Annotated in this window: 14 protein-coding genes; all 14 read right to left on the reverse strand. The window is 38.9% G+C overall.

What is annotated here, in order from left to right; all coding sequences use genetic code 11:
• Nucleotides 1–7: 7 nt before the first annotated feature.
• From tssM to tssB, 14 genes are read right to left on the reverse strand one after another with little or no spacing between them, the layout of a single operon-like run.
• Nucleotides 8–3,556: a type VI secretion system membrane subunit TssM gene (tssM, locus tag M0M83_RS07315; RefSeq protein ID WP_248468042.1), complete on the reverse strand. Its 3,549-nt coding sequence runs from the start codon at nucleotides 3,554–3,556 to the stop codon at nucleotides 8–10.
• Nucleotides 3,556–5,004, reverse strand: coding sequence for a type VI secretion system protein TssA (gene tssA, locus M0M83_RS07320; protein WP_213914122.1), 1,449 nt, complete (start codon nucleotides 5,002–5,004; stop codon nucleotides 3,556–3,558). Before tssA ends, tssM begins: the two co-directional genes overlap by 1 nt.
• Before the next feature lie 5 nt (nucleotides 5,005–5,009).
• Nucleotides 5,010–5,660 carry a type VI secretion system-associated protein VasI gene (gene vasI, locus M0M83_RS07325; protein ID WP_213914121.1) on the reverse strand — a complete coding sequence of 217 codons (651 nt, stop codon included), beginning with the start codon at nucleotides 5,658–5,660 and terminating at the stop codon, nucleotides 5,010–5,012.
• A 1-nt stretch (nucleotide 5,661) separates the two neighbouring features.
• Nucleotides 5,662–6,450, reverse strand: a complete 789-nt coding sequence (locus M0M83_RS07330; protein WP_248468044.1) for a helix-turn-helix domain-containing protein — start codon at nucleotides 6,448–6,450, stop codon at nucleotides 5,662–5,664.
• Nucleotides 6,447–9,068, reverse strand: coding sequence for a type VI secretion system ATPase TssH (tssH, locus tag M0M83_RS07335; protein ID WP_248468046.1), 2,622 nt, complete (start codon nucleotides 9,066–9,068; stop codon nucleotides 6,447–6,449). The genes M0M83_RS07330 and tssH overlap by 4 nt, the downstream gene beginning before the upstream one ends.
• A gap of 8 nt (nucleotides 9,069–9,076) precedes the next feature.
• Complete coding sequence (gene icmH, locus M0M83_RS07340; protein ID WP_125890740.1) at nucleotides 9,077–9,832, reverse strand: type IVB secretion system protein IcmH/DotU; 756 nt, start codon at nucleotides 9,830–9,832, stop codon at nucleotides 9,077–9,079.
• Nucleotides 9,825–11,183 (reverse strand): type VI secretion system baseplate subunit TssK, encoded by a 1,359-nt coding sequence (tssK, locus tag M0M83_RS07345; protein WP_185746842.1) that lies wholly within the window; start codon nucleotides 11,181–11,183, stop codon nucleotides 9,825–9,827. Before tssK ends, icmH begins: the two co-directional genes overlap by 8 nt.
• Before the next feature lies 1 nt (nucleotide 11,184).
• Nucleotides 11,185–11,736, reverse strand: coding sequence for a type VI secretion system lipoprotein TssJ (gene tssJ / locus M0M83_RS07350; RefSeq protein ID WP_125890742.1), 552 nt, complete (start codon nucleotides 11,734–11,736; stop codon nucleotides 11,185–11,187).
• A 1-nt stretch (nucleotide 11,737) separates the two neighbouring features.
• A complete protein-coding gene (gene tagH / locus M0M83_RS07355; RefSeq protein WP_213914120.1) occupies nucleotides 11,738–13,003 on the reverse strand; it encodes a type VI secretion system-associated FHA domain protein TagH in 1,266 nt (421 codons plus the stop codon).
• Between the two features lie 5 nt (nucleotides 13,004–13,008).
• A complete protein-coding gene (gene tssG, locus M0M83_RS07360) occupies nucleotides 13,009–14,046 on the reverse strand; it encodes a type VI secretion system baseplate subunit TssG (protein ID WP_213914119.1) in 1,038 nt (345 codons plus the stop codon).
• Nucleotides 14,010–15,785: a type VI secretion system baseplate subunit TssF gene (gene tssF / locus M0M83_RS07365; RefSeq protein WP_248468048.1), complete on the reverse strand. Its 1,776-nt coding sequence runs from the start codon at nucleotides 15,783–15,785 to the stop codon at nucleotides 14,010–14,012. Before tssF ends, tssG begins: the two co-directional genes overlap by 37 nt.
• Before the next feature lie 7 nt (nucleotides 15,786–15,792).
• Nucleotides 15,793–16,224, reverse strand: a complete 432-nt coding sequence (tssE, locus tag M0M83_RS07370; RefSeq protein ID WP_125890745.1) for a type VI secretion system baseplate subunit TssE — start codon at nucleotides 16,222–16,224, stop codon at nucleotides 15,793–15,795.
• A 5-nt stretch (nucleotides 16,225–16,229) separates the two neighbouring features.
• Complete coding sequence (gene tssC / locus M0M83_RS07375; RefSeq protein WP_096864201.1) at nucleotides 16,230–17,708, reverse strand: type VI secretion system contractile sheath large subunit; 1,479 nt, start codon at nucleotides 17,706–17,708, stop codon at nucleotides 16,230–16,232.
• Nucleotides 17,709–17,728: 20 nt separating this feature from the next.
• Nucleotides 17,729–18,229, reverse strand: a complete 501-nt coding sequence (tssB, locus tag M0M83_RS07380) for a type VI secretion system contractile sheath small subunit (protein ID WP_125890746.1) — start codon at nucleotides 18,227–18,229, stop codon at nucleotides 17,729–17,731.
• Nucleotides 18,230–18,916: the final 687 nt, after the last annotated feature.

Genomic DNA, 18,916 nt, shown 5'->3' on the forward strand with positions numbered 1-18,916 from the left:
AATCACATTAGTAAAGGGTTTCAGGTAAACGGAATTTTGTGAATAATCCACCGAAGAAAGGATTATTAGACTCATCAACGAGTACTCGATAAGTCATATCCCCACTATCAATCGTGAAGCGAATATCGAATGAATTAGATTTGATATTCATTAACTTTGCACTATCGACCAGACGCATTTGTGCCCATGGCCCCGAGAAACTAACAGAACGAGGTGATTTATCACCAGAAAGAGGAACCAGAGTCAGTTTGCTTTCAATATTTGAGCGCATCGAGTTTGGCCAAACGAGATGCGTGACATGGCTACGGCTATGAGCATAATCAATGAGTTGACCGTCAAGGTTTAAGATACTACGACGTTTATTGCCACTTAATGAAAGCGGTTCAACTGCAAATTGTGCTTCTAAATTACCTTGTGCATTAAAAAAGGTTTCTCTTATGCGATTTGCAGTTTCAATTTGCGCTAAAACATCAGAGCGGATCAGCGATTGACTATCCCGATTATCGACTAAGTTATTTTCAACAAATAAACGTAAGTTCTGTTGATAGAAGCTATCGAGTGTGCCATTAGGTTTAAAGAAACGTTCAAACTCACTTAATGGAACATCTTGTTTTGAGTTTGGATTAAACGGATAGCGACCCGCAATATAGGTATTATATTGTTTTACAACATTTTCATTCCATTCAACTTCCATATGTCGAATAGCTTCTTTCTGGACAACATTCCAAGCTTGCTCAGCGATTTCATCTACCCAACGATTGAGCGGTTCAGGCAATGTTTTAGCCATTTGTGATAGTTCAAATATGGCATCTTTATTATTATCATTGAGTCTCATGGATACGGCTTTAAGTGCCGCTTTACCCGGTACTGGAGAGTTTTGTATTCCCAACAAATATCGATGCAAATCATTCAATTTTTGATTAAGATTTTGTAAGTTTTCACCTTGATTACTGACCAGTATTTCCGTTTGGGGTGTGAATTCTCTATCTAAACGAGTTAATAAACGGTAAGAAGGTTCTGCCATCAAGCTTTTTTGTTTCTCAATAGGTAAACTTTCATCAATTGATGGAATGACCGTATTATCACGCAAAACTTGTAAGGCACGACGTAAAGGCTGTTCTCCGCTGATGATTTGTTCAAGAGCGATGATTTCATCTTGGATTGAGTCAAATTCACGAATTTCTAAATTACTCATTCCGTTACGCCATTGAGCGATATAATCACTGATATATTGCTCACTGATTTGACGTTGAATTTCTTTACGGTCATTCTCACTATATTGGGTATTTGATGTGAGATTGAGCACCCAAGCATCAAGCAACGTGAGTTCAACTAATTTGTCATTTTGGCGAATAAAATAGTTTAATAATCCTGAACGTGTTAAAAATTGTGGGATTTCTAATTTATCCTCATCAATCGCGGTAAAAACAGTATTAAAACTTGGGCCTATCTGATATTGCAAATTTAAAGGCGCTGAAAGTTCTTGGTTGGCTTTTAACCGTAACGCCTGGTACACACGTTGATAAAGCGATAACACACTGAGTTCTTTCTGGGCATTTTTAATGGGGGTCGCAAAAGGCGTGAAGGCCTTAATCGCAGTCATCAGACCGTTGTCTCGTTCCGCTTTCCAATCAGTGTGTTCAAGTGCATAACGTAAGTGTGCTTTTAATAGCATTTGTTTTTCACGTTGCCCAGTGAATAGATGGCTCCAATAATTCGCCATAAAGTCTTCAACCATGCCATTATTACGCCCTGTTTTGTCTTCTAACATGCGCATAATACGTAAAATTTCGAGTTTATCTTCACTGCCCTTATCTGCATTATTAAGCTCAATTAAAAGCCCTGACATAATTGCAGGTAAGAAACGCTCGGTCAGTAATTGCAGATAAACTTGCTCAACTTGTGGGCCGACTTTTTGGCCTTGATACAGTCCCATATCAGAAAATAGCACATTTTTATCGCGGTGGTTCCCATAGGCAAGCGTCGCTTCACGTAATGGGTTGAGGACAGGAAGTTGTAAGCTACCATCAGTATCTTTTTGGACGTTATTATCTATCGTTCTGAATGCTTTAACCTCATTAAGCACACTCTCACCGGCGCGGTAGTTTTTATCATAATAGTGGTTCCAACCACTCCAAAGTGCAATTAAACCAGCAAAACTGGCCAGTGTTGTGACTAAGAGGCGAGAACGGTGCTTTTTGACCCAATATTGATTTTCAGCGGCTAAATTCGGCTCACTGAAGAGGACTTGATCAAATAAATTATGTGTAAAATAAGGGTGGCTATCATTGATTGGCCAAGTTGTTAGTGGGGCTGTTGGTAAATGGTATTGCACGGATGCCGTTTGGCTAAAGACATCGTCTATTTGGCCAATCTGCAATGCAGAGGTGAGATAAACGCCCCTTAAACAAATGTTATGTTGCTCGTTATTAATCAACAGTGCATTAATTAATGTTATAACGTGGCTCTGTAACCCTTCTATTTGACGTACAAAGCTGAATAAATCACTACGTTGGTTACCTTCTGCTCGTTGTAGCATCATTTCTGGTAGTGCGCTATTCATTTGGCTAACCCACTGTAACCAGAAATGCGTTAAACCCGTCTTCCAATCTTTTTGAGATTTAAGATCGAAAGAAACCCCCAGTACTTGGTTACGTTGTTGCGCATCCAATGACTGGTACATTGAATCGAAACCACGTAATAAATCTAGCTTCGTTAATACGATATATAATGGTAGTTGACTATTAAAAGTCATTCTAATTTCTTCAATACGCATTTGCAGGTCAGCAATTAATTGGCTATTTTGTTCTTTCGTATTGGTGAGTAGAGATAAGGTATCTACCGTTAAAATAATCCCGTTCATGGGTTGTCTTGAACGATTAGTCTTTATCCAATTAAGTAACTCTTCCCACAACCGATGATAGAGCTGAGGTTTTTCATGATGTTCATTTGGTTGAGTCAATAGTTTGCCGTTAGGAACGAAAAGAACGGCATTATCCGTCAACAAGCACTCAATATTTAAAGGCAGCTTTTGTTCATTAACGATATTGTCACTTGGCGCGATATCCAATGGATTTAGCGCGTTTTTTAATAAGCTATGTTTTCCGCTTTGGTTTGCACCTAAAACAAAATACCAAGGGCGTAAATAAACGGCCTTAGTATGGCCATTTAGGTGGCGCGTAAATTGAGATTTCCAATAGTCTAAATAACGATTTTGGAAGTCTATATCCTGCCTAACGGGATCAACAACGGTTAACTCAACATCGAGTTTTAAGGCTTCAAGTTTTTTTACTCGACGCCATGTAACTAAACCTATCCAACTGACAACAAGCAAAATAATAATTAACGTAGCAAGCCAGCGTGAGGTGAGTGTACTAAATGGCTTTGAGTCTTGATAAGTGAATGTCGGCCCCCACCACCAAATCCACACAATGACGAGAGCAGGGAGTAACGCTAATAAAAATAGGAAAAAGGAGGCAATTTTTGGCCTATCAGCAAAAAACAGTTTTTTTACCGAATTGGTTATGTTTGAAATGGAGAAAAACGGTAATTTCATTATTGTAGATCCCTATCCATAGTCATTGTTGTTTCTTGTGTTTTGTCTGTTTTTTGAACGAGTTGTCTTACGAGGCTGGGTTCCCAATCCTCGAGTGAAATGTGTAAAGTAGCGGTATAAAGTTGCTGATATAAGTGGGCCGCCATATAGCCCATTCCTGAGAGCTCGAATAGTTGCGCTGACAATAATTGCCCATAAAATTTATCTCTAGGCTCTATTGCAGTGACAAGGCTTGACTCAATGAGTTTCAATGCGGCTTCAAGCCCTTGTTGTTCATAGCACAGTAAAACATCTTGCTGTAATAATGTGGTATTTGAATGAGATAATTGGCCACTCTCTGTTTGGCGACAATCTTCTAACCATTCTTTCACGCTGTCGGGGACGAAAGGGCTCATATCAGAAAAATGCAAATTGACGAGGTTTGGAAGGCGAGCTAAAAAAAGACGTAACTCTTCTGCGATACCATCCGCGACTTCTGAATAACCCAGTTTAGCTGCTGCTTGTGCTGCAAGCATGTGGCCTTCTAGCCAATAAGGCGATAGTGATAAGCTTTGCTCTATATTATTTAATAGGGAGTTTGATGGTTGAGAAAGTTGGGCTCTGTAATCCATTATGCGATCCATCGAAACCGGCGCTAATGGGGTTTTACCTTGACGATCGGCTTGAGGCAGCATTGTAATGGAATGCCAGATAGCATAACGTCGTAAGCGATAACCAATTGAACTTTCAGGTATTTGCAAACAAATAATCTCTGAAATTTGGAGTAGCGTTTGCTTCCATTGTCTTTCGTCATGCTGATTTATATTGATTGCTGGCATGACAAGGCTATTTGCTGGTGGTTGTACAGCTTCTGTAATAGGTCTTGCGGCTTCTTTTGGCGCTGAAGCTAACACGATGGGCTGTTCGCTTTCTTCAATTCGTTGATAACCTCGACTCAATGCATCAACTTGTTCAGAAAGTTCGGGGCTCTGTTCATGCCAAAATTGAGCTAAATAGGCAAAAGATCCCAGAATATCATCACGCATTTTGCTATTAGCAGAACGGCAAAAAATATCGTTCACTGATTCGAAGCGTTTTAGTATTTGGTTAGCTAGACGTACCTTGAGCTTAATATTCGTTGGATAGCAGACATGCCAATACTGGCGCGTAAAATCAGAAAGGATCTGCGCTGCTAAAACTAACTCTTTAGGTTCACCAGCATGCTGTAAGGTACGTAATAAGTGAACGATTAAGCGGAAATCTTTTGTCTGTGTTTCAAGCAACCGCAAACACCGACGTTGAATTTCTTTAACATCTAATTGGCTGTGACTAAGAGAGCCGAATTTTATCATTTCACTATCGATATACTCCCAGTCGGGGTCACTATCGTTCACAGCACGACACACCAGCTGCTCATCAAGATGGGCAAGCAACTGTTCTTTCCAAGAATAAGGGGTATTGTTTGTCATTATTTTTACCAGTGGCAAGCGGCTCTTAATGGTTTAATTTCTTGGGACATCCCTGAAATATTGAACGTTAGTTTTTCGTTATTCGTTAATTTCAAGGTCAATTTTTCGCCATTTAATAAACGCTTGATTTCATCTATGCCAGGTAAACCACGGCTTGATTCCAATACATAGCCATTTTCACGTAAAAACCATTCTGCAGTGAATTGCGTTCTATCGGTTGAGACCATGACACTGCCTGCATCTTGTTTATTGGGTAAAATAATTTGCATACGGGTAATGTTGTCGATGCAACTCAACATGAGAACAGGACGAGGAGGCTGAAAACCAATGGCTGGAATGGTCATAATGACGGGGTAATCACCATCTTCAGGTATTGAGACTAAGAAACCCGCACTATTTTCGACACGTTTCATTTCGTGTTCATAAGCTTGGCGCCAAGTTTTTCCCATTTGAGCGATATTAGGTGAAGTATTGGCCGCAGGCGTAGAGGACAGCGCTATTTTGTCATAGCAATCTAAGCGAATAAGCTGAGAAGATTCTAGACGACACTGGGTGAGTTCTTCAGCGATCTTCTGGCTGACATTGCTTTCAGCCTTTCCAGACAAAGTGAAGAAAACTGGCATCAAAGAGCAAAAAAAGAGTTTCAGTATTTTCATTTTATACTCCGTACTTCTTCAATTTATATATCAGCGCACGCTTAGATATGTTGAGGTGTTCTGCCATTGCGTTGATATCTCCCTTTAGCTCTCGCCGCTTGTTTAATAAAATTTCTTTTTCATAGCCCTCTACGGCAGCTTCTAAGTCGTTAATATTATTTGGATTATTTGTTGTTGGTTCCATGCTTGTGATTGATGCCGTTAATATGTTTAAGGCCTCATTGAGGCTGACTTCCTTTTCCTTCTGCAACTGATTGAGATATTGCAAGTGAGAAATTTTTTGTTGCGTATTTGCCAATTCAAGAATGCGTTTTAATTGCTGATGAAAGAGCTCACAATAAATAGGGAAAATGCCCTGTTCGAAATTTTCCAACTCTTTTGCCTGCCCTAAAAGAATAATGGCGCCGCATGGTTTATGGTTCAGATCATGCAGTGGTAAGCTATACAGCCCAGTATTAACTGGAAGTTGCGAAATAAAATCACGTAATGACGCGTTATTAATGTAGCTACCTTGCTGTAAATTCTTCCAAAATGTGGGTTCCCCCTTTAATACAAGTTGTATTAAAGGGTGATCGGCATCAGTAATATCAGTGTCTAAAAAATGGCTTTGAACTTGGAGTGAGTGGTCAATGTTCCAGCTTTCTAATCTATTTTCGGTTTTATTGACCAATGAAATAATTAGCCCGCTGAATACGCTGCGCGAAAAACTATATGTCAAAAATTGAACGGCTAGCGCTTCTATGTCATGGCACTCAAGAAGAGCAAGGGCATTTTTTAGTCTTGCTTTCATTTTTCTTTGTTAACCTCCGCAATAAATTCACCATTTTCCGTTGTTAAACGAATATGGGAGATGGTTTCATTACGGGCACTGAACTGAAGAAGTAACAAAGAAAGAGGCGGCAATAAAGCACCATCAATAATTGATTCTAAGATACGTGCGCCATTTTCCGCGCGAGAAGCTCGACGTAAAATTTCACTAGGGACGTTTTCTTCTAACTGAATTTTTGCATTAAAACGTTGTTTCAATAAGAGCATAAGACGCATCAGCTTACTATCAACAATTTGTCGTAAAATAGCAGTCGAAAGAGGTAAATAAGGGACAACTTCCATGCGGGCCAGTAGCGCGGGTTTAAAAAATGTGGTGAGCTCAGGATAAAGTGCATCTTGCAGCTCATCTGGCTTGTCCGCATAAGCGCTAATCACATGGTCACCTAAATTAGATGTTAGGAAGAATGCGATATTTTTGCAGTCAATAACTCGTCCTTCACCATCCGCTATCTCGCCTTTATCAAATGCTTGATAAAACAAGTTTAGAACGTCTGGATGCGCTTTCTCGACTTCATCAAGTAGAACAACAGAATAAGGCTTTTGACGAATAGCTTCTGTTAATATTCCGCCCTCACCATAGCCGACATAACCAGGAGGTGAACCGATGAGACGAGATACAGTGTGTTTCTCTTGAAACTCAGACATATTGATGGTCGTTAGGTATTGGGTTCCACCAAACATTAATTGGGCAATTTGGATCACGGTTTCTGTTTTACCGACACCACTTGGCCCTGCCAATAAAAATGCACCTAAAGGGCGACCTGGTCGGCGTAAATCAGCGCGTGCCGTTAACAAATGTTTGTGTAAGCACTGTATTGCTAATGATTGCCCTTTAATGCTTTCTTCTAAGTAGGTAGGAAGATCGGTAACAATAGATAAAGCATCTTGTGATAATCGATTTAGTGGCACACCTGTCCATTCTGCGATGACAGCTGCAATTTGCTTTTTATCGACGTGTGGTGAAACGAGTAAGTGTGTTTCATGCAGCTGTGCAAGTTGCTGGTCTAATGTTTGCAATTCCTGTTTCAGTTCATCTGAATGACGAGCCTCTTCGGACTGGAGCTCGGTATTTTCATCGTCTAATAATATCGAACGCAAAGTAATAATTTGTGAAACAAGCGCTTGTTGCTGTTCCCATGCTTGTTGTATATCGGAAGCTTTTTGCTCAATCGCATTTGCTTTTGATGCTAATTCCTCAAGGCGCTCTGAGTGATTATCCAAGCCAAGATGATGTTCTCTTTTTAATATCACTGTCTCCATCTCTATTTGCTGGAGATCTGTTTTTAATGAAGAGAGCATTTTTGGTGGTGAAGATAAATTGATCGCTGCTCTTGCACACGCGGTATCTAATACATCAATGGCTTTATCGGGTAATTGGCGTCCTGAAATATAACGTTCACTCAGTTCAGCACTGGCTCTAAGAGCCTCATCATCAATAAAAACATGATGTGCTTTTTCATAAATAGAACGTAAACCACGCATAATGATAATTGCGTCCGCAGATGTTGGCTCTTTGACTTGAACTAACTGAAAACGGCGAGCTAATGCAGCATCTTTTTCGAAATATTTTTTATATTCGCTCCAAGTGGTTGCGGCGATTGTTCTCAATTCACCACGCGCTAACGCTGGCTTTAATAAATTAGAAACATCGAGGCCACCTTGTTGGTTACCAGCCCCAATTAATGTGTGTGCTTCATCGATGAATAGAATTATTGGATGAGGAGATTGAGAGACTTCTTGCATGATGCCTTTAAAACGTTTCTCAAATTCGCCTTTAACCGCTGCACCAGCTTGTAATGCACCTAAATCTAAGGTTAGAAGTTCACACCCTATTAATTTTTCAGGGATTTCACCGGCGATAATACGCAATGCGAGGCCTTCAATAAGCGCGCTTTTTCCGACTCCGGGTTCCCCAACAACAACAGGGTTATTTTTTCGGCGACGGCAAAGGATATCAATCATAAGGTCGATTTCATGATCGCGACATAAAACAGGGTCAAGTTCATTATTTCGAGCTTGTTCGGTCATGTTTTGCGTAAATTTTGCTAACAATGAGTCCGACGCGATTTTGCCGTTATTTTGAGGTGCTTGTTCGTCAAAAGGTGATTCAGCAGACCCTTCTGTCCACTTATCAAAACTGAGTTTTAGTTGCTCCCGGTTTACTTGCGAAAGCATGTCTGCAACAGGCTTTGGGAGGTAACGCAATGGCATTTGTAATAATGTCAGAAAGAGAACGCCTGAGCGAAGTTCACTGTGGTTGAATTCCGTGGATGCAAGTAACCAACTGTCTTTCATCCACTCCACTAATAATGGGGAGAAACTCGGGTAGCTCTGTGTTATGGCTTGATGAGGTGGAATTTGAATATCTAATAATTCAGACAACTTATTAATATCCAAGGTACTCTTCTGGCTGATTAGGCGAATGTCAGTTAATGGTGTCTCAATGAGTTTCTGAAGAAACTGAGCAATCGTAATTTCAGGCTGTTGATGACTTACACAGTAGGCTGCTGCGCTTTCTAACGCATGCTTAGCAATCGGGTGTAATCGGTTTACAAGTGTTGAGAGATCAATTTGGATCATAGTGCGCCCTAGCCGAGTAAAGTATTAAGTTGTTCCACAATACTGAGTGTTTGGTAATTCAGTTGGGATGAATATATTTGATAAATAATGAACGCAAATATTGCAGTACCAATGATGATGTAACGCATACCTAACCGTTTACCTAAACGGTAGCGGCTCTGCTTGTTATCGCCTTTCTCAAAGAGAACAACTGGTTTCGGATCACCTTTAAGTTGTTGTATTTGTTTCTGTAAGCGTCTAAGTAAATGATTAAATTCATCATTCTGACCCGCAGATACTTTGTAACGACCGCGGTATCCAAGACAGAGACAAAGGTAGATAAACTCAATGAGGTCGAGGTAACGTTTGGGTTCACCTAGTAATCTTTCAATTAAAATAAAGACCTTTTCGCCCCCCCAAGACTCATTATGAAAGTGAACAAGTAGTGACTGTTTTACCCAGCCATTTTCTTGATCCCAGCCCAATCCAAGAGCTGTTTCATCAATGAAAGTGCACAAGACATAGCGGAACGAAACAATGGCCCCAGGCTCGTAACCTTGTATTTGTAATTGTTGTTCAATCGAAGTGATGTCCATGACCACTTGCTGGTAAAGTTTTTCTGAAAGTGGTGTTTCAGACATCGCTTTCATTCGTAAAACCATACCTAAAAGAGGTGTTGCAGCATCAATCATTGGATTAATGTTGTTACCCCGCAGTGGGATTTGGTAATTTTTTTGCGAAATACCACTATCAACATCATGATTAAGCAAAACATTATCAGTCATAGAGTGCTCCATCTCTTATTGCCCACAACTGAATATCTAAATCAGGGAAATTCCCAGAGACGTGGAATGCGATGTTGCCATCCTGTTGGATCCCTTTCCATTCATTACCTTGTTGATCAAAATGGAAGTAGTTATACCCGGAATGATAAGGTAATTGTCGTGGGGCGGTTGAAAGGGGAGATAAAGGAACCCCCGGTATTTGAACACTGACCAAGCTACGAATGTTATTTACCGTTGTTACTTTAGTTTGTTGTGGGAACTGTTTGCGTAATTGTTCCTGAGGCATCTGCGACTTAACTGCAATAATAAATTCAGCTTTTTGGAGCAGTTGTTTGTCATGAATAGTGGCCACTCGAATACCGTGTTCTTGGATCTGTAACGGAATAGGAATTGCTCGAGGCGTCAAGACAACACTCAATGCTTCACGGATATTTTTTATTAATGGGAGAAAGCTATTTGTTAAATCAAAGTGTTTATATTTTGCAATGGTATCGGGTAAGCGTGACGAATTCGTGAATGTTTGTAGCTCACCACAAAGTTCTAATAAGTCCCGAAAGAGTTTTTCAGGATGAATAACTGGTTCTTGCGCATAGTGCGAATAAAGAGGATAGCTACGGTTGAGTACTTGTAGCATCATAAATTCAGCGACATCCGCAACACCTTGCTGGCCAGGGGCGCCAATTCGGGAGGCAATTTGCTTACCCCGTTCATACAAAGTACCTTCAATCTCAGTGAGAAATTCATTCAGTAATAGCGATGCTCGAATATTCAAAAGGCTTGGAATATAATCGTCATCAAGCGTTATGCTTCCGTTGGCATTACGCTCTCTAATGCGGCATATAGGCAGTGCCACGTAGGCATCTAAGCCACTTTTACCTTGTTTAAGGATGGGGTTTAGTTGTGCAACATGGATAGTGCTTAAATCGCCATTTTCTGTATGTAAATCACGAACATTTTCTATACATTCGCTATAACGTGAAAGTAAACGACTCCCATTATGCTCGTTTGATATTTCGTTGACGTTTCCATTAGTCAAAGGAAAGGCGAGATAAATAATATTACTATCACTGTCGGTAATATTTTGTATATCAATTGGTTGAGGTGACAAGTCTTGGTTAGGAAAAGAAAAAATGGTACCGTCAGGCATAACACCAGATGCTTCCTTAATACCAATACGGCCTAAAGAATATAAATCGTTACTTAAAGATAAGTGACTGAATCCCCAAAAATGAGAAATAAAATTTTTGAGAATACTTTCTGTAACGTAATCTTGATGACGTTGTTGTTGCTGGAAATGCTGAGGTTTGATAAATAGCCCTTCACGCCAAATTACTCTATTTTTAGTCGACATATTAATCATCCTCTTCTTGTCTAAATTCGATTTCGTTTTCTCTAATGTGAGCTAAAATAAAGTAATGGCGTCCCTTACCTCGGGCTTTGACTATTTTTTTCCATTCGGCATTATCAGGGTCTGAATAATAGGCAATAATGCCGATATAACGATTAGATGCCTGCAGCGTCATCGTCGGGAAGGGCTTATATTGGCCAGGCAAGATAGTGTAATCTTGGTGATCAATATAATTTTTCTTCAGCACTTTCTCTAAGTCCCCATCTTTAGCTTCTATCTGGTCATGATCTAAAGAACCAAATAAAGAATCTTCATTAAGATAAACAATTTGGATATTTATCGGTGCAGCTTCACCTTCCTGATTAGGGTTAATATAGGGCTCGGCGAGGATGGTTAAAGCAACCGTGGATGGCTGATCTTTTGGATAGCCAACGGGAATAGACGGGTCTAATAGAATTTGCCCCACTTTTGACGCTGTCTGTAGCGATTTACTACACCCACTCAAAATGAAAAATGAGGCAAATAGCAATAACACTGAAAAAGTCCTAAGCTGCATTTTAAGCTTCCTCTATCCCTTTTCTTAATGCTCGGTCATAAGCATGGGAATAAACTTCATAGAATAATTTTTCAAAACCCTGTTGCCGAGATGAAGAAAGCTCTTTGTAGTAGTTGCTGTACATTTCCCATGCCCAGCCATCAGTCATTGGCGTATTATCTGAAGCACGTCGATATTGGGAAAAACGGTTTAATAAATGTTCTGGAGAAAAAGCCGCAAGCATTGTTGCTAAAGCAGTCGATATCGCTTCTTGATTTGCATGGTAATGCAACTGCATATTGTGCAAACTTTCAGTGACGGCGGAGGGTGCTGAAAGGTGAACAGGGCTACGTTCATCTGTAAACATCAATTTCATCGTATCTTCATAACTACTGTTTAGACGTAACGGATTATCTTCAATAGGTCGGAGTTGCTTATCTTGTAAACTCTCCTGCTGTTGCTGCAAAGCGAGTAAACCTTCAACAGCAGCTTTCATTGTTTTACCGAGCTCGATGAGAAAGTCATTAGCTTGCTGAGAGCTAGCTAAATTAAGATGGACACCTAAACCATGCATGAGAGGGTTAACGGCCACATGATCAATATCGGTCATGTGTTCATCTTCGAAAGGTGTAATTTTGGGTAAATCAATAAATTCTTGTACCATGGTATTCTCTTGATTATCAGATATCGCAAGGGTAGGTGAATAAGAGAGTGGGCTACTCAATAAAGAAGGTTCAGAGACGACGGATTGACTCTTAGAAATTAAACTGAGATTTTCATTTTCTAGCGCTTGTAAGGGATCCGCCGTGAAAGCACCTTGAACAGTTGGAACAAATGGGGATTCTTTGTTTTCATTATTGACCGTATCAATATCAAATAATGAATCTAAAGGATTATGATCTTTTGCAACAATCGATTGAGGTGTTGCTACCATCATATTTTGTACTGGCTGCCCAGTTAAACTAATATTGGTTGTAATAACCAGTTTGCCCACTCTGATTTGGTCTCCTTGGGCAAGTTTCACGGCATCAAGATGTATAGGAATAATTGCGTGATTAATGTAAACAGAGTCTGAGTTTACTTTTAAGCAAAAATGCTGATCTTTCCAGAAAACAGTAAACTGACAGGCAGAGATAGCACCATCAGCATCTTGAATTTTCCAGTCACATTGATTGCCACTACCAATTAGGCCACCATGTTGAGTCAAGGTTGCGCTCGGAAGATAACCACTTTCTAGCTGTTCACTATTCGTTATACTAAATGAAATTATTGGCTGATGTTTATCCATGTCTTTTATTCCAATACCGTAATGGTGATATTTGGTTTTTTAGCGGGTTTACCTAAAAAGCTTTGCCAGCCTAATTGGTTGTGATTTTTTTTACCTAAACAGAAACCTTCAGCTTGATTCTCTGCGATACTAAGACGTAAATCCCAAGCTAATTGCTCATGAAAAATGTATGAAACGAAGGCAACGAGAGGAGCGAAATCACTACCATTAGGTAAAAAACGCATATAACGTTCTATAGTTAATCCACTGATTTCTATAGTGCATTTTCCATTGCAATCATCTATGTGAGACCCAAGACTAAAATTTTCACCTAATAACATTCGAGGTTGAGATTTTTGCCCAGGTTGATGAGAAATAATGCCTAACTTATTTTGCTGTGATTCCGGGATAGGGACACGACGGGTTTCCCACTCAATAACATCTACATTTTCTAAGTCAAAACAATGAGATATTAGGCTACTAATGACATCTGCTGAACGGCTGGGGCTCGCTAAAAGGCCAGCATAAGCGAGCATTTTGCTGTGATTGATTTTAATCCGTCCACGGTTAGCCCCATTCCCTAATCCTACGAGAGAAAACATATACTGGGAAAATGAATCTTGGCCTTCATTTTCAAAACAAATGTAATAGCGGTATTTTCGCCAGATACGATAGAGCAGAGAGAGCAATCGATGATTAAAGATATTTAAAAAATCAGAGATCCCTGGGATTTGCTGCGCATCTTCCCAAGCAAATTCATCAAGGTAATAGCCAGGAAGTGGCGACTGGCTTCCTTGCAGCCCGAGAAAAGCAACCTCCAGCTCATACTGATGAGTGGCATTCTTTTCAAAAGACACGATATCTCTCGTTGGAAATGCGACATTAGAGTGTGATTTAAAGTGAATAATATCGCTATTATCACGAGTGATATCCATGTCTTGATGAATCATTTTGTTTAATAATTCAACAAGTTGATAAAAATTATACTCTGTAACCGATGAGCCAGCTTGTTCCAGCCAGCGATCGATTATTTCAGTATGTGCTGGTTGATTTGTGCTGGCCACTGATAAATTTCCTTATTATCAAGGTTAAGAACTTCTAATTCATGAAACATATTAATGCTGGTATACAGCCTAAAAAATTGAGCAATAACAGTACAAAATAAGAATAAGCTTCCTTCAGAAAGAAACGCGTTCTGACGTACGACTAAGGTTGTTTTTAATCCACGAACTGGCAGTCCTTTGTAGATACGTTCGATATGCTCTGAATGTAAATCAACTAATGCATCCAAACGTTTTTGGGATTGCCTTGCGGTCTGCTTGTCATAAACTGAAGGTAAATCATAAAGTTGCAATATTTTTTTTAATGAATCTAGATTCAATAAAGATTGATAGTTTAGGGATAAATTCGTCAGCTCAGACCAATACAGCGTTTTATCAAGTAGGGGATATAAGGGAACTGTTGGCTTGAATAAGTTTTTAGCTGATAAAGCCCCATAAGGTATGAATGAATTATCTAAGTCAATTGATCGCGTGGATAATTGGGAGGCGATATAGCGATTAGTACAATTGAGTGAAATCGAAACCGTTTCGTCACATTGCTGTAATTGGTGTTCGTGTTGACGAACAAAAGAAAGCCGATGGGCATAGCCATAGGTACGCTCTTTTTGGGTTACCTTTAAACGATAATATCCATCATTTTGCTCGTGATGGTTCTGATGATAAAAGCTTTCAAATGGGGTATAGGTGACCGGGTAAGCTTTACCTTCAGATGGATAGCGTAATCCATAAACTTCATTAATGGAAAAAATATCAAAACAGTGGGCGTATTGGTAATTAGGACTTAATACATATTCCTCATCTTTTCCTGTGAGATTGATTGCTTCACTGTCAGCACGGAATAAATTCACGATGGGAGTACAATTTAGTTTAATACTATCGTTATGAAGAATAACCCCATCGGGGATTTCTTTATCAAAGTTAATAACAAGTTTGAATTGCTTGGTTTGGATAGCTAAGGGAATGTCATCCATTCCTTGAATATCCAAAAATAGAAAGGCTTCAGGAAAACAGAAAAACTCTTGTAAGATGCGGTAACCATCATAACTATTTTTTGGATAAGGGAGTAATGCATCCTGTTTTTGAAAACCAACAGGTTTCACTGCAAACTGGTTAAGTGGTAATACATGCTCATCTGTGATTAGTGAGGCATTCTGTATATGCTGGCTTAATAAAAAATAAAGCTGATTTGTTGTAAATGGAGAACCATTTAAATAAAAACATAATTTATTTAAACCAATGTTTGCGAGAGGTTGTATTTCATCCAACTCAAATGTTATTTCAATGGCGGTTGTTCTTTGTAAGGTTTGCGTAATTTTCGCTGGTATTAACCAGAGGTCACGACTTTGACTAAATCGACATTGAAATAAAGTTTCTTGGTTGGTATTTTCATTTTGTACATAAATAGGTATTGCATTAAAGAATTGGCCCGCTGAAATTTTTATCGCATGTTGGCATTCTGCATAATTAGGTTGGTATTCAACAATTGTCATGCTAGGTACAGGACGTGCGTAATTAGGCCATAGCATATTTGCTAAGCTATTAGTTAATTCAGGAAATTGCCTATCTATTTGTTGCCGTAAATTACCTGATAAATACGATAGCCCGTCGATAATACGGGCACTATCAGGATCTTGAATTTTATTAGATAACAAATTGACAAGTTGCGGCTTTTCTTGCGCAACTTCTTCTGCTAAATCATTTAAGTATTCTGATTCATTCGTAAAATAGTTTTTTGATGACATAAGAGTGCTACTTTAACTGGTATCTACGATTGCTATCCAAATACATATTGAATTCAATAAGCTGCTTTTGGTCATCTAAATCAATACAAGCATTAATACTGAATTGTAAAGATAAACTATCTGCATCATTTTCAATGAATTGCACATCAACACTTGTGATCCTAGGTTCATAAGTGAGGATGCAACTTGCAATGCTATTCTCTAATTCGGCTTTAAAATCAACCGCAGATTGAGTCGCATCATTTAAATCAGGTATCCCTAAACATGGTGAGCCTTGGCAACCATTCGGCCGACTATTCAGGACATAATTTAAATTTTGTTTAATTGATTCAATGAGTGTATTTGTACGTGAACGAGAGGAAAAACTCGCATTTTTCCTCTTAATTCGATCGAATAAGCTGGCTCCGCTGTTAGGGGACCAGCCGTGATTAAATGACATCTCCGCTATTCTTTATCAAGGCGGCCAACAAGTGATAGTTCAAAGTTTGCACCCATATATTTAAAGTGAGGGCGAACTTGAATTGCGACTTGATACCAACCCGGATCACCTTCAACATCAAGCACTTTAATTTCAGCTGAACGAAGAGGGCGCTTACTACGAACATCTGCTGGTGGGTTTTCTTGGTCCGCTACATATTGTTTAAGCCAGATATTCAGTTCACGTTCAAGATCTTGTCGCTCTTTCCATGAGCCAATTTGCTCACGTTGTAGCACTTTAATGTAATGAGCTAATCGGTTGATAATAAACATGTATGGCAGCTGGGTTCCTAACTTATAGTTAGTTTCTGCCATTTTACCCTCAGGGGTATTTGGGAAGGTTTTGGCTTTTTGAACTGAGTTTGCAGAGAAGAAAGCCGCGTTATCACTTCCTTTACGCATTGTTAGGGTAATAAAACCTTCTTCTGCCAGTTCAAATTCTCGACGATCAGTAACTAAAACTTCAGTTGGTATTTTAGTTTGTAATTCACCCATCGCTTCAAAAATGTGTACAGGGAGGTCATTGACGGTACCGCCACTTTGTGGGCCAATAATATTTGGGCACCAACGGTATTGTGCGAAACTATCATTGATGCAGCTTGCGAGTAAGAATGCGGTATTACCCCATAAGTAGTGCTCATGGTCTTGTTTAACATTTTCGGAATAGTTAAACATTTTCACTGGATTTTCTGTTGGGGAGTAAGGTAAGCGTAATAAGAAACGTGGTGCCGTCAATCCTAAGTAACGCGAATCCTCTGCTTCTCTCAGAGAGCGCCACTTCGTATGAGCAGGGCCTTCGAAAACAGATTTAAGGTCTTTAATTGCCGGTAATTCAGCATAACTGTTAATGCCGAAGAAATTAGGGGAAACAGATGATAAGAATGGTGCATGTGCCATCGCTCCGACAGTGCTGACATATTGCATTAACTTCATATCAGGCGCGGTGTTGTTAAATGCATAGTTCCCAACAATTGCTGCGACGGGCTCACCACCAAATTGCCCATAACCAGAAGAATAAACGTGCTGATAAAAACCAGACTGAACGATTTCAGGAGAGAACTCAAAGTCTTCTAATAACTCTTCTTTTGTTGCATGAAGAATATTGATTTTGATGTTTTCTCTAAAATCAGTACGGTCAACAAGTAACTTCAGGGAGCGCCATGATGCTTCAATTTCTTGAAATTTAGGTGCGTGAATAATTTCATCAACTTGGGCGCTTAGTTTGTTATCAAGTTCAACCAGCATTTTATCAATTAATAATCTATTGATTTGTTGATCTTCTGATTCATTAGCGAAAAGATTACTGATGAAAGCGGCAACGCCTTGCTTTGCAATATCATACGCTTCAGTCTCAGGTGACATACGTGACTGAGCCATGATTTCATCTAGAAGAGAGCCGTTAGATGCTGGGGCTTGTTGGCCTAGAGCTTCAGTATTTAGTGACATGAAATAATCCTCTATAAACATTATTTTTGATTAGCGGCAATATCGAGTTCTTTTAGAAGTTGTTCGCGTGTTTCTTTGTTCTCAAGTAATTCTTGAAGACGCTTTCTAAAAGCAGGGACATTGCCTAGAGGACCTTTTAATGCAACTAAAGCTTCTCGTAATTCAAGAAGTTTATTTAATTCTGGCACTTGGCGAGCAATACTATCGGGTGAAAAATCTTGTAGTGATTTCACATCAAGATTGACATTAAGCTCAGAATCATTAGTATTTTCAAGGGTATTACGGACGTTGATATTTAAATTAATACCCGCACTTTCCATAACTGAATTGAAATTGTTTTGATTAATTGAAATTGCTTTTCGTTCTTCTATGGGGGTCTCTTCAGTTTTACCTGTCATATCTCCCACAATCAGCATATTTAAGGGAAGTTCAACTTCAGCCTGAGCTCCACCTGTATTAGGTGTATATTTGATATTAATTCTTTCTTTAGGGGCAACACTACCGAGATTTTTCTTACTCATTTAAGTGAATCTCCTTGTATGAGTATACGATAACTTCTTCATTCCATAAATTTAAATGCCTAAATTAATAATAAATTTAGGGCATACATTTCCCTACACAGAATGAATTCTGTGTTAAGATTTTTTTTCCCAGTAAGGTGTTTAAACTGCCAATTTGTATATTTTATTTTTTTTCAGCTTTTTATGATATACAAATTTAACTTAGGATCAACAAGTAAATTGTTATCTAAATATAATTTAGTGATGTTGATTTTATAAATTCACTCTATTTGTATTTATTTTTGGTATTTATTGCTGTCGCTAATCATTTAATGTGTGCCTGCAGTTTATATGACTATTATTTGTATTCTTACAGTATTGGCTATAAGTATTTTTAACATCACAATGTATGTGAATCAATGGAATAAGTATAAAAAGTCTGTGATGCGGAATTAATATGCTTACAATGTGTTACATATTTACACATTTGTGTTGAGTGATTTAATATTATTACCTATTTAATGTTACTCAATAAAAACTGGATTTATCTTATTGCAGGTTTATATGACATTCATTAGGTCTTTTATCTAAAAACTCCTACATTGATAGAGAGGGGAAATCTTATTTTTTTCTAAATAACTCGATTTGGTCCGATGGAGGAATAGTGGGTGAAATTGATTCTGCAAACTCAATTCTTTATTATAAGTG

This window comes from Providencia rettgeri (assembly GCF_023205015.1).
GTDB classification, from domain to species: Bacteria; Pseudomonadota; Gammaproteobacteria; order Enterobacterales; family Enterobacteriaceae; genus Providencia; species Providencia rettgeri_E.

Bases quoted from the DNA above. Each gene is read 5' to 3' on its own strand.
- vasI (WP_213914121.1), bottom strand. From the start codon at position 5,660: ATGAAAATACTGAAACTCTTTTTTTGCTCTTTGATGCCAGTTTTCTTC.
- tssC (WP_096864201.1), bottom strand. From the start codon at position 17,708: ATGTCACTAAATACTGAAGCTCTAGGCCAACAAGCCCCAGCATCTAAC.
- icmH (WP_125890740.1), bottom strand. From the start codon at position 9,832: ATGACTGATAATGTTTTGCTTAATCATGATGTTGATAGTGGTATTTCG.
- tssH (WP_248468046.1), bottom strand. From the start codon at position 9,068: ATGATCCAAATTGATCTCTCAACACTTGTAAACCGATTACACCCGATT.
- tagH (WP_213914120.1), bottom strand. From the start codon at position 13,003: ATGGATAAACATCAGCCAATAATTTCATTTAGTATAACGAATAGTGAA.
- tssM (WP_248468042.1), bottom strand. From the start codon at position 3,556: ATGAAATTACCGTTTTTCTCCATTTCAAACATAACCAATTCGGTAAAA.
- tssB (WP_125890746.1), bottom strand. From the start codon at position 18,229: ATGAGTAAGAAAAATCTCGGTAGTGTTGCCCCTAAAGAAAGAATTAAT.
- tssE (WP_125890745.1), bottom strand. From the start codon at position 16,224: ATGTCATTTAATCACGGCTGGTCCCCTAACAGCGGAGCCAGCTTATTC.
- M0M83_RS07330 (WP_248468044.1), bottom strand. From the start codon at position 6,450: ATGAAAGCAAGACTAAAAAATGCCCTTGCTCTTCTTGAGTGCCATGAC.
- tssA (WP_213914122.1), bottom strand. From the start codon at position 5,004: ATGACAAACAATACCCCTTATTCTTGGAAAGAACAGTTGCTTGCCCAT.
- tssJ (WP_125890742.1), bottom strand. From the start codon at position 11,736: ATGCAGCTTAGGACTTTTTCAGTGTTATTGCTATTTGCCTCATTTTTC.
- tssK (WP_185746842.1), bottom strand. From the start codon at position 11,183: ATGTCGACTAAAAATAGAGTAATTTGGCGTGAAGGGCTATTTATCAAA.
- tssF (WP_248468048.1), bottom strand. From the start codon at position 15,785: ATGTCATCAAAAAACTATTTTACGAATGAATCAGAATACTTAAATGAT.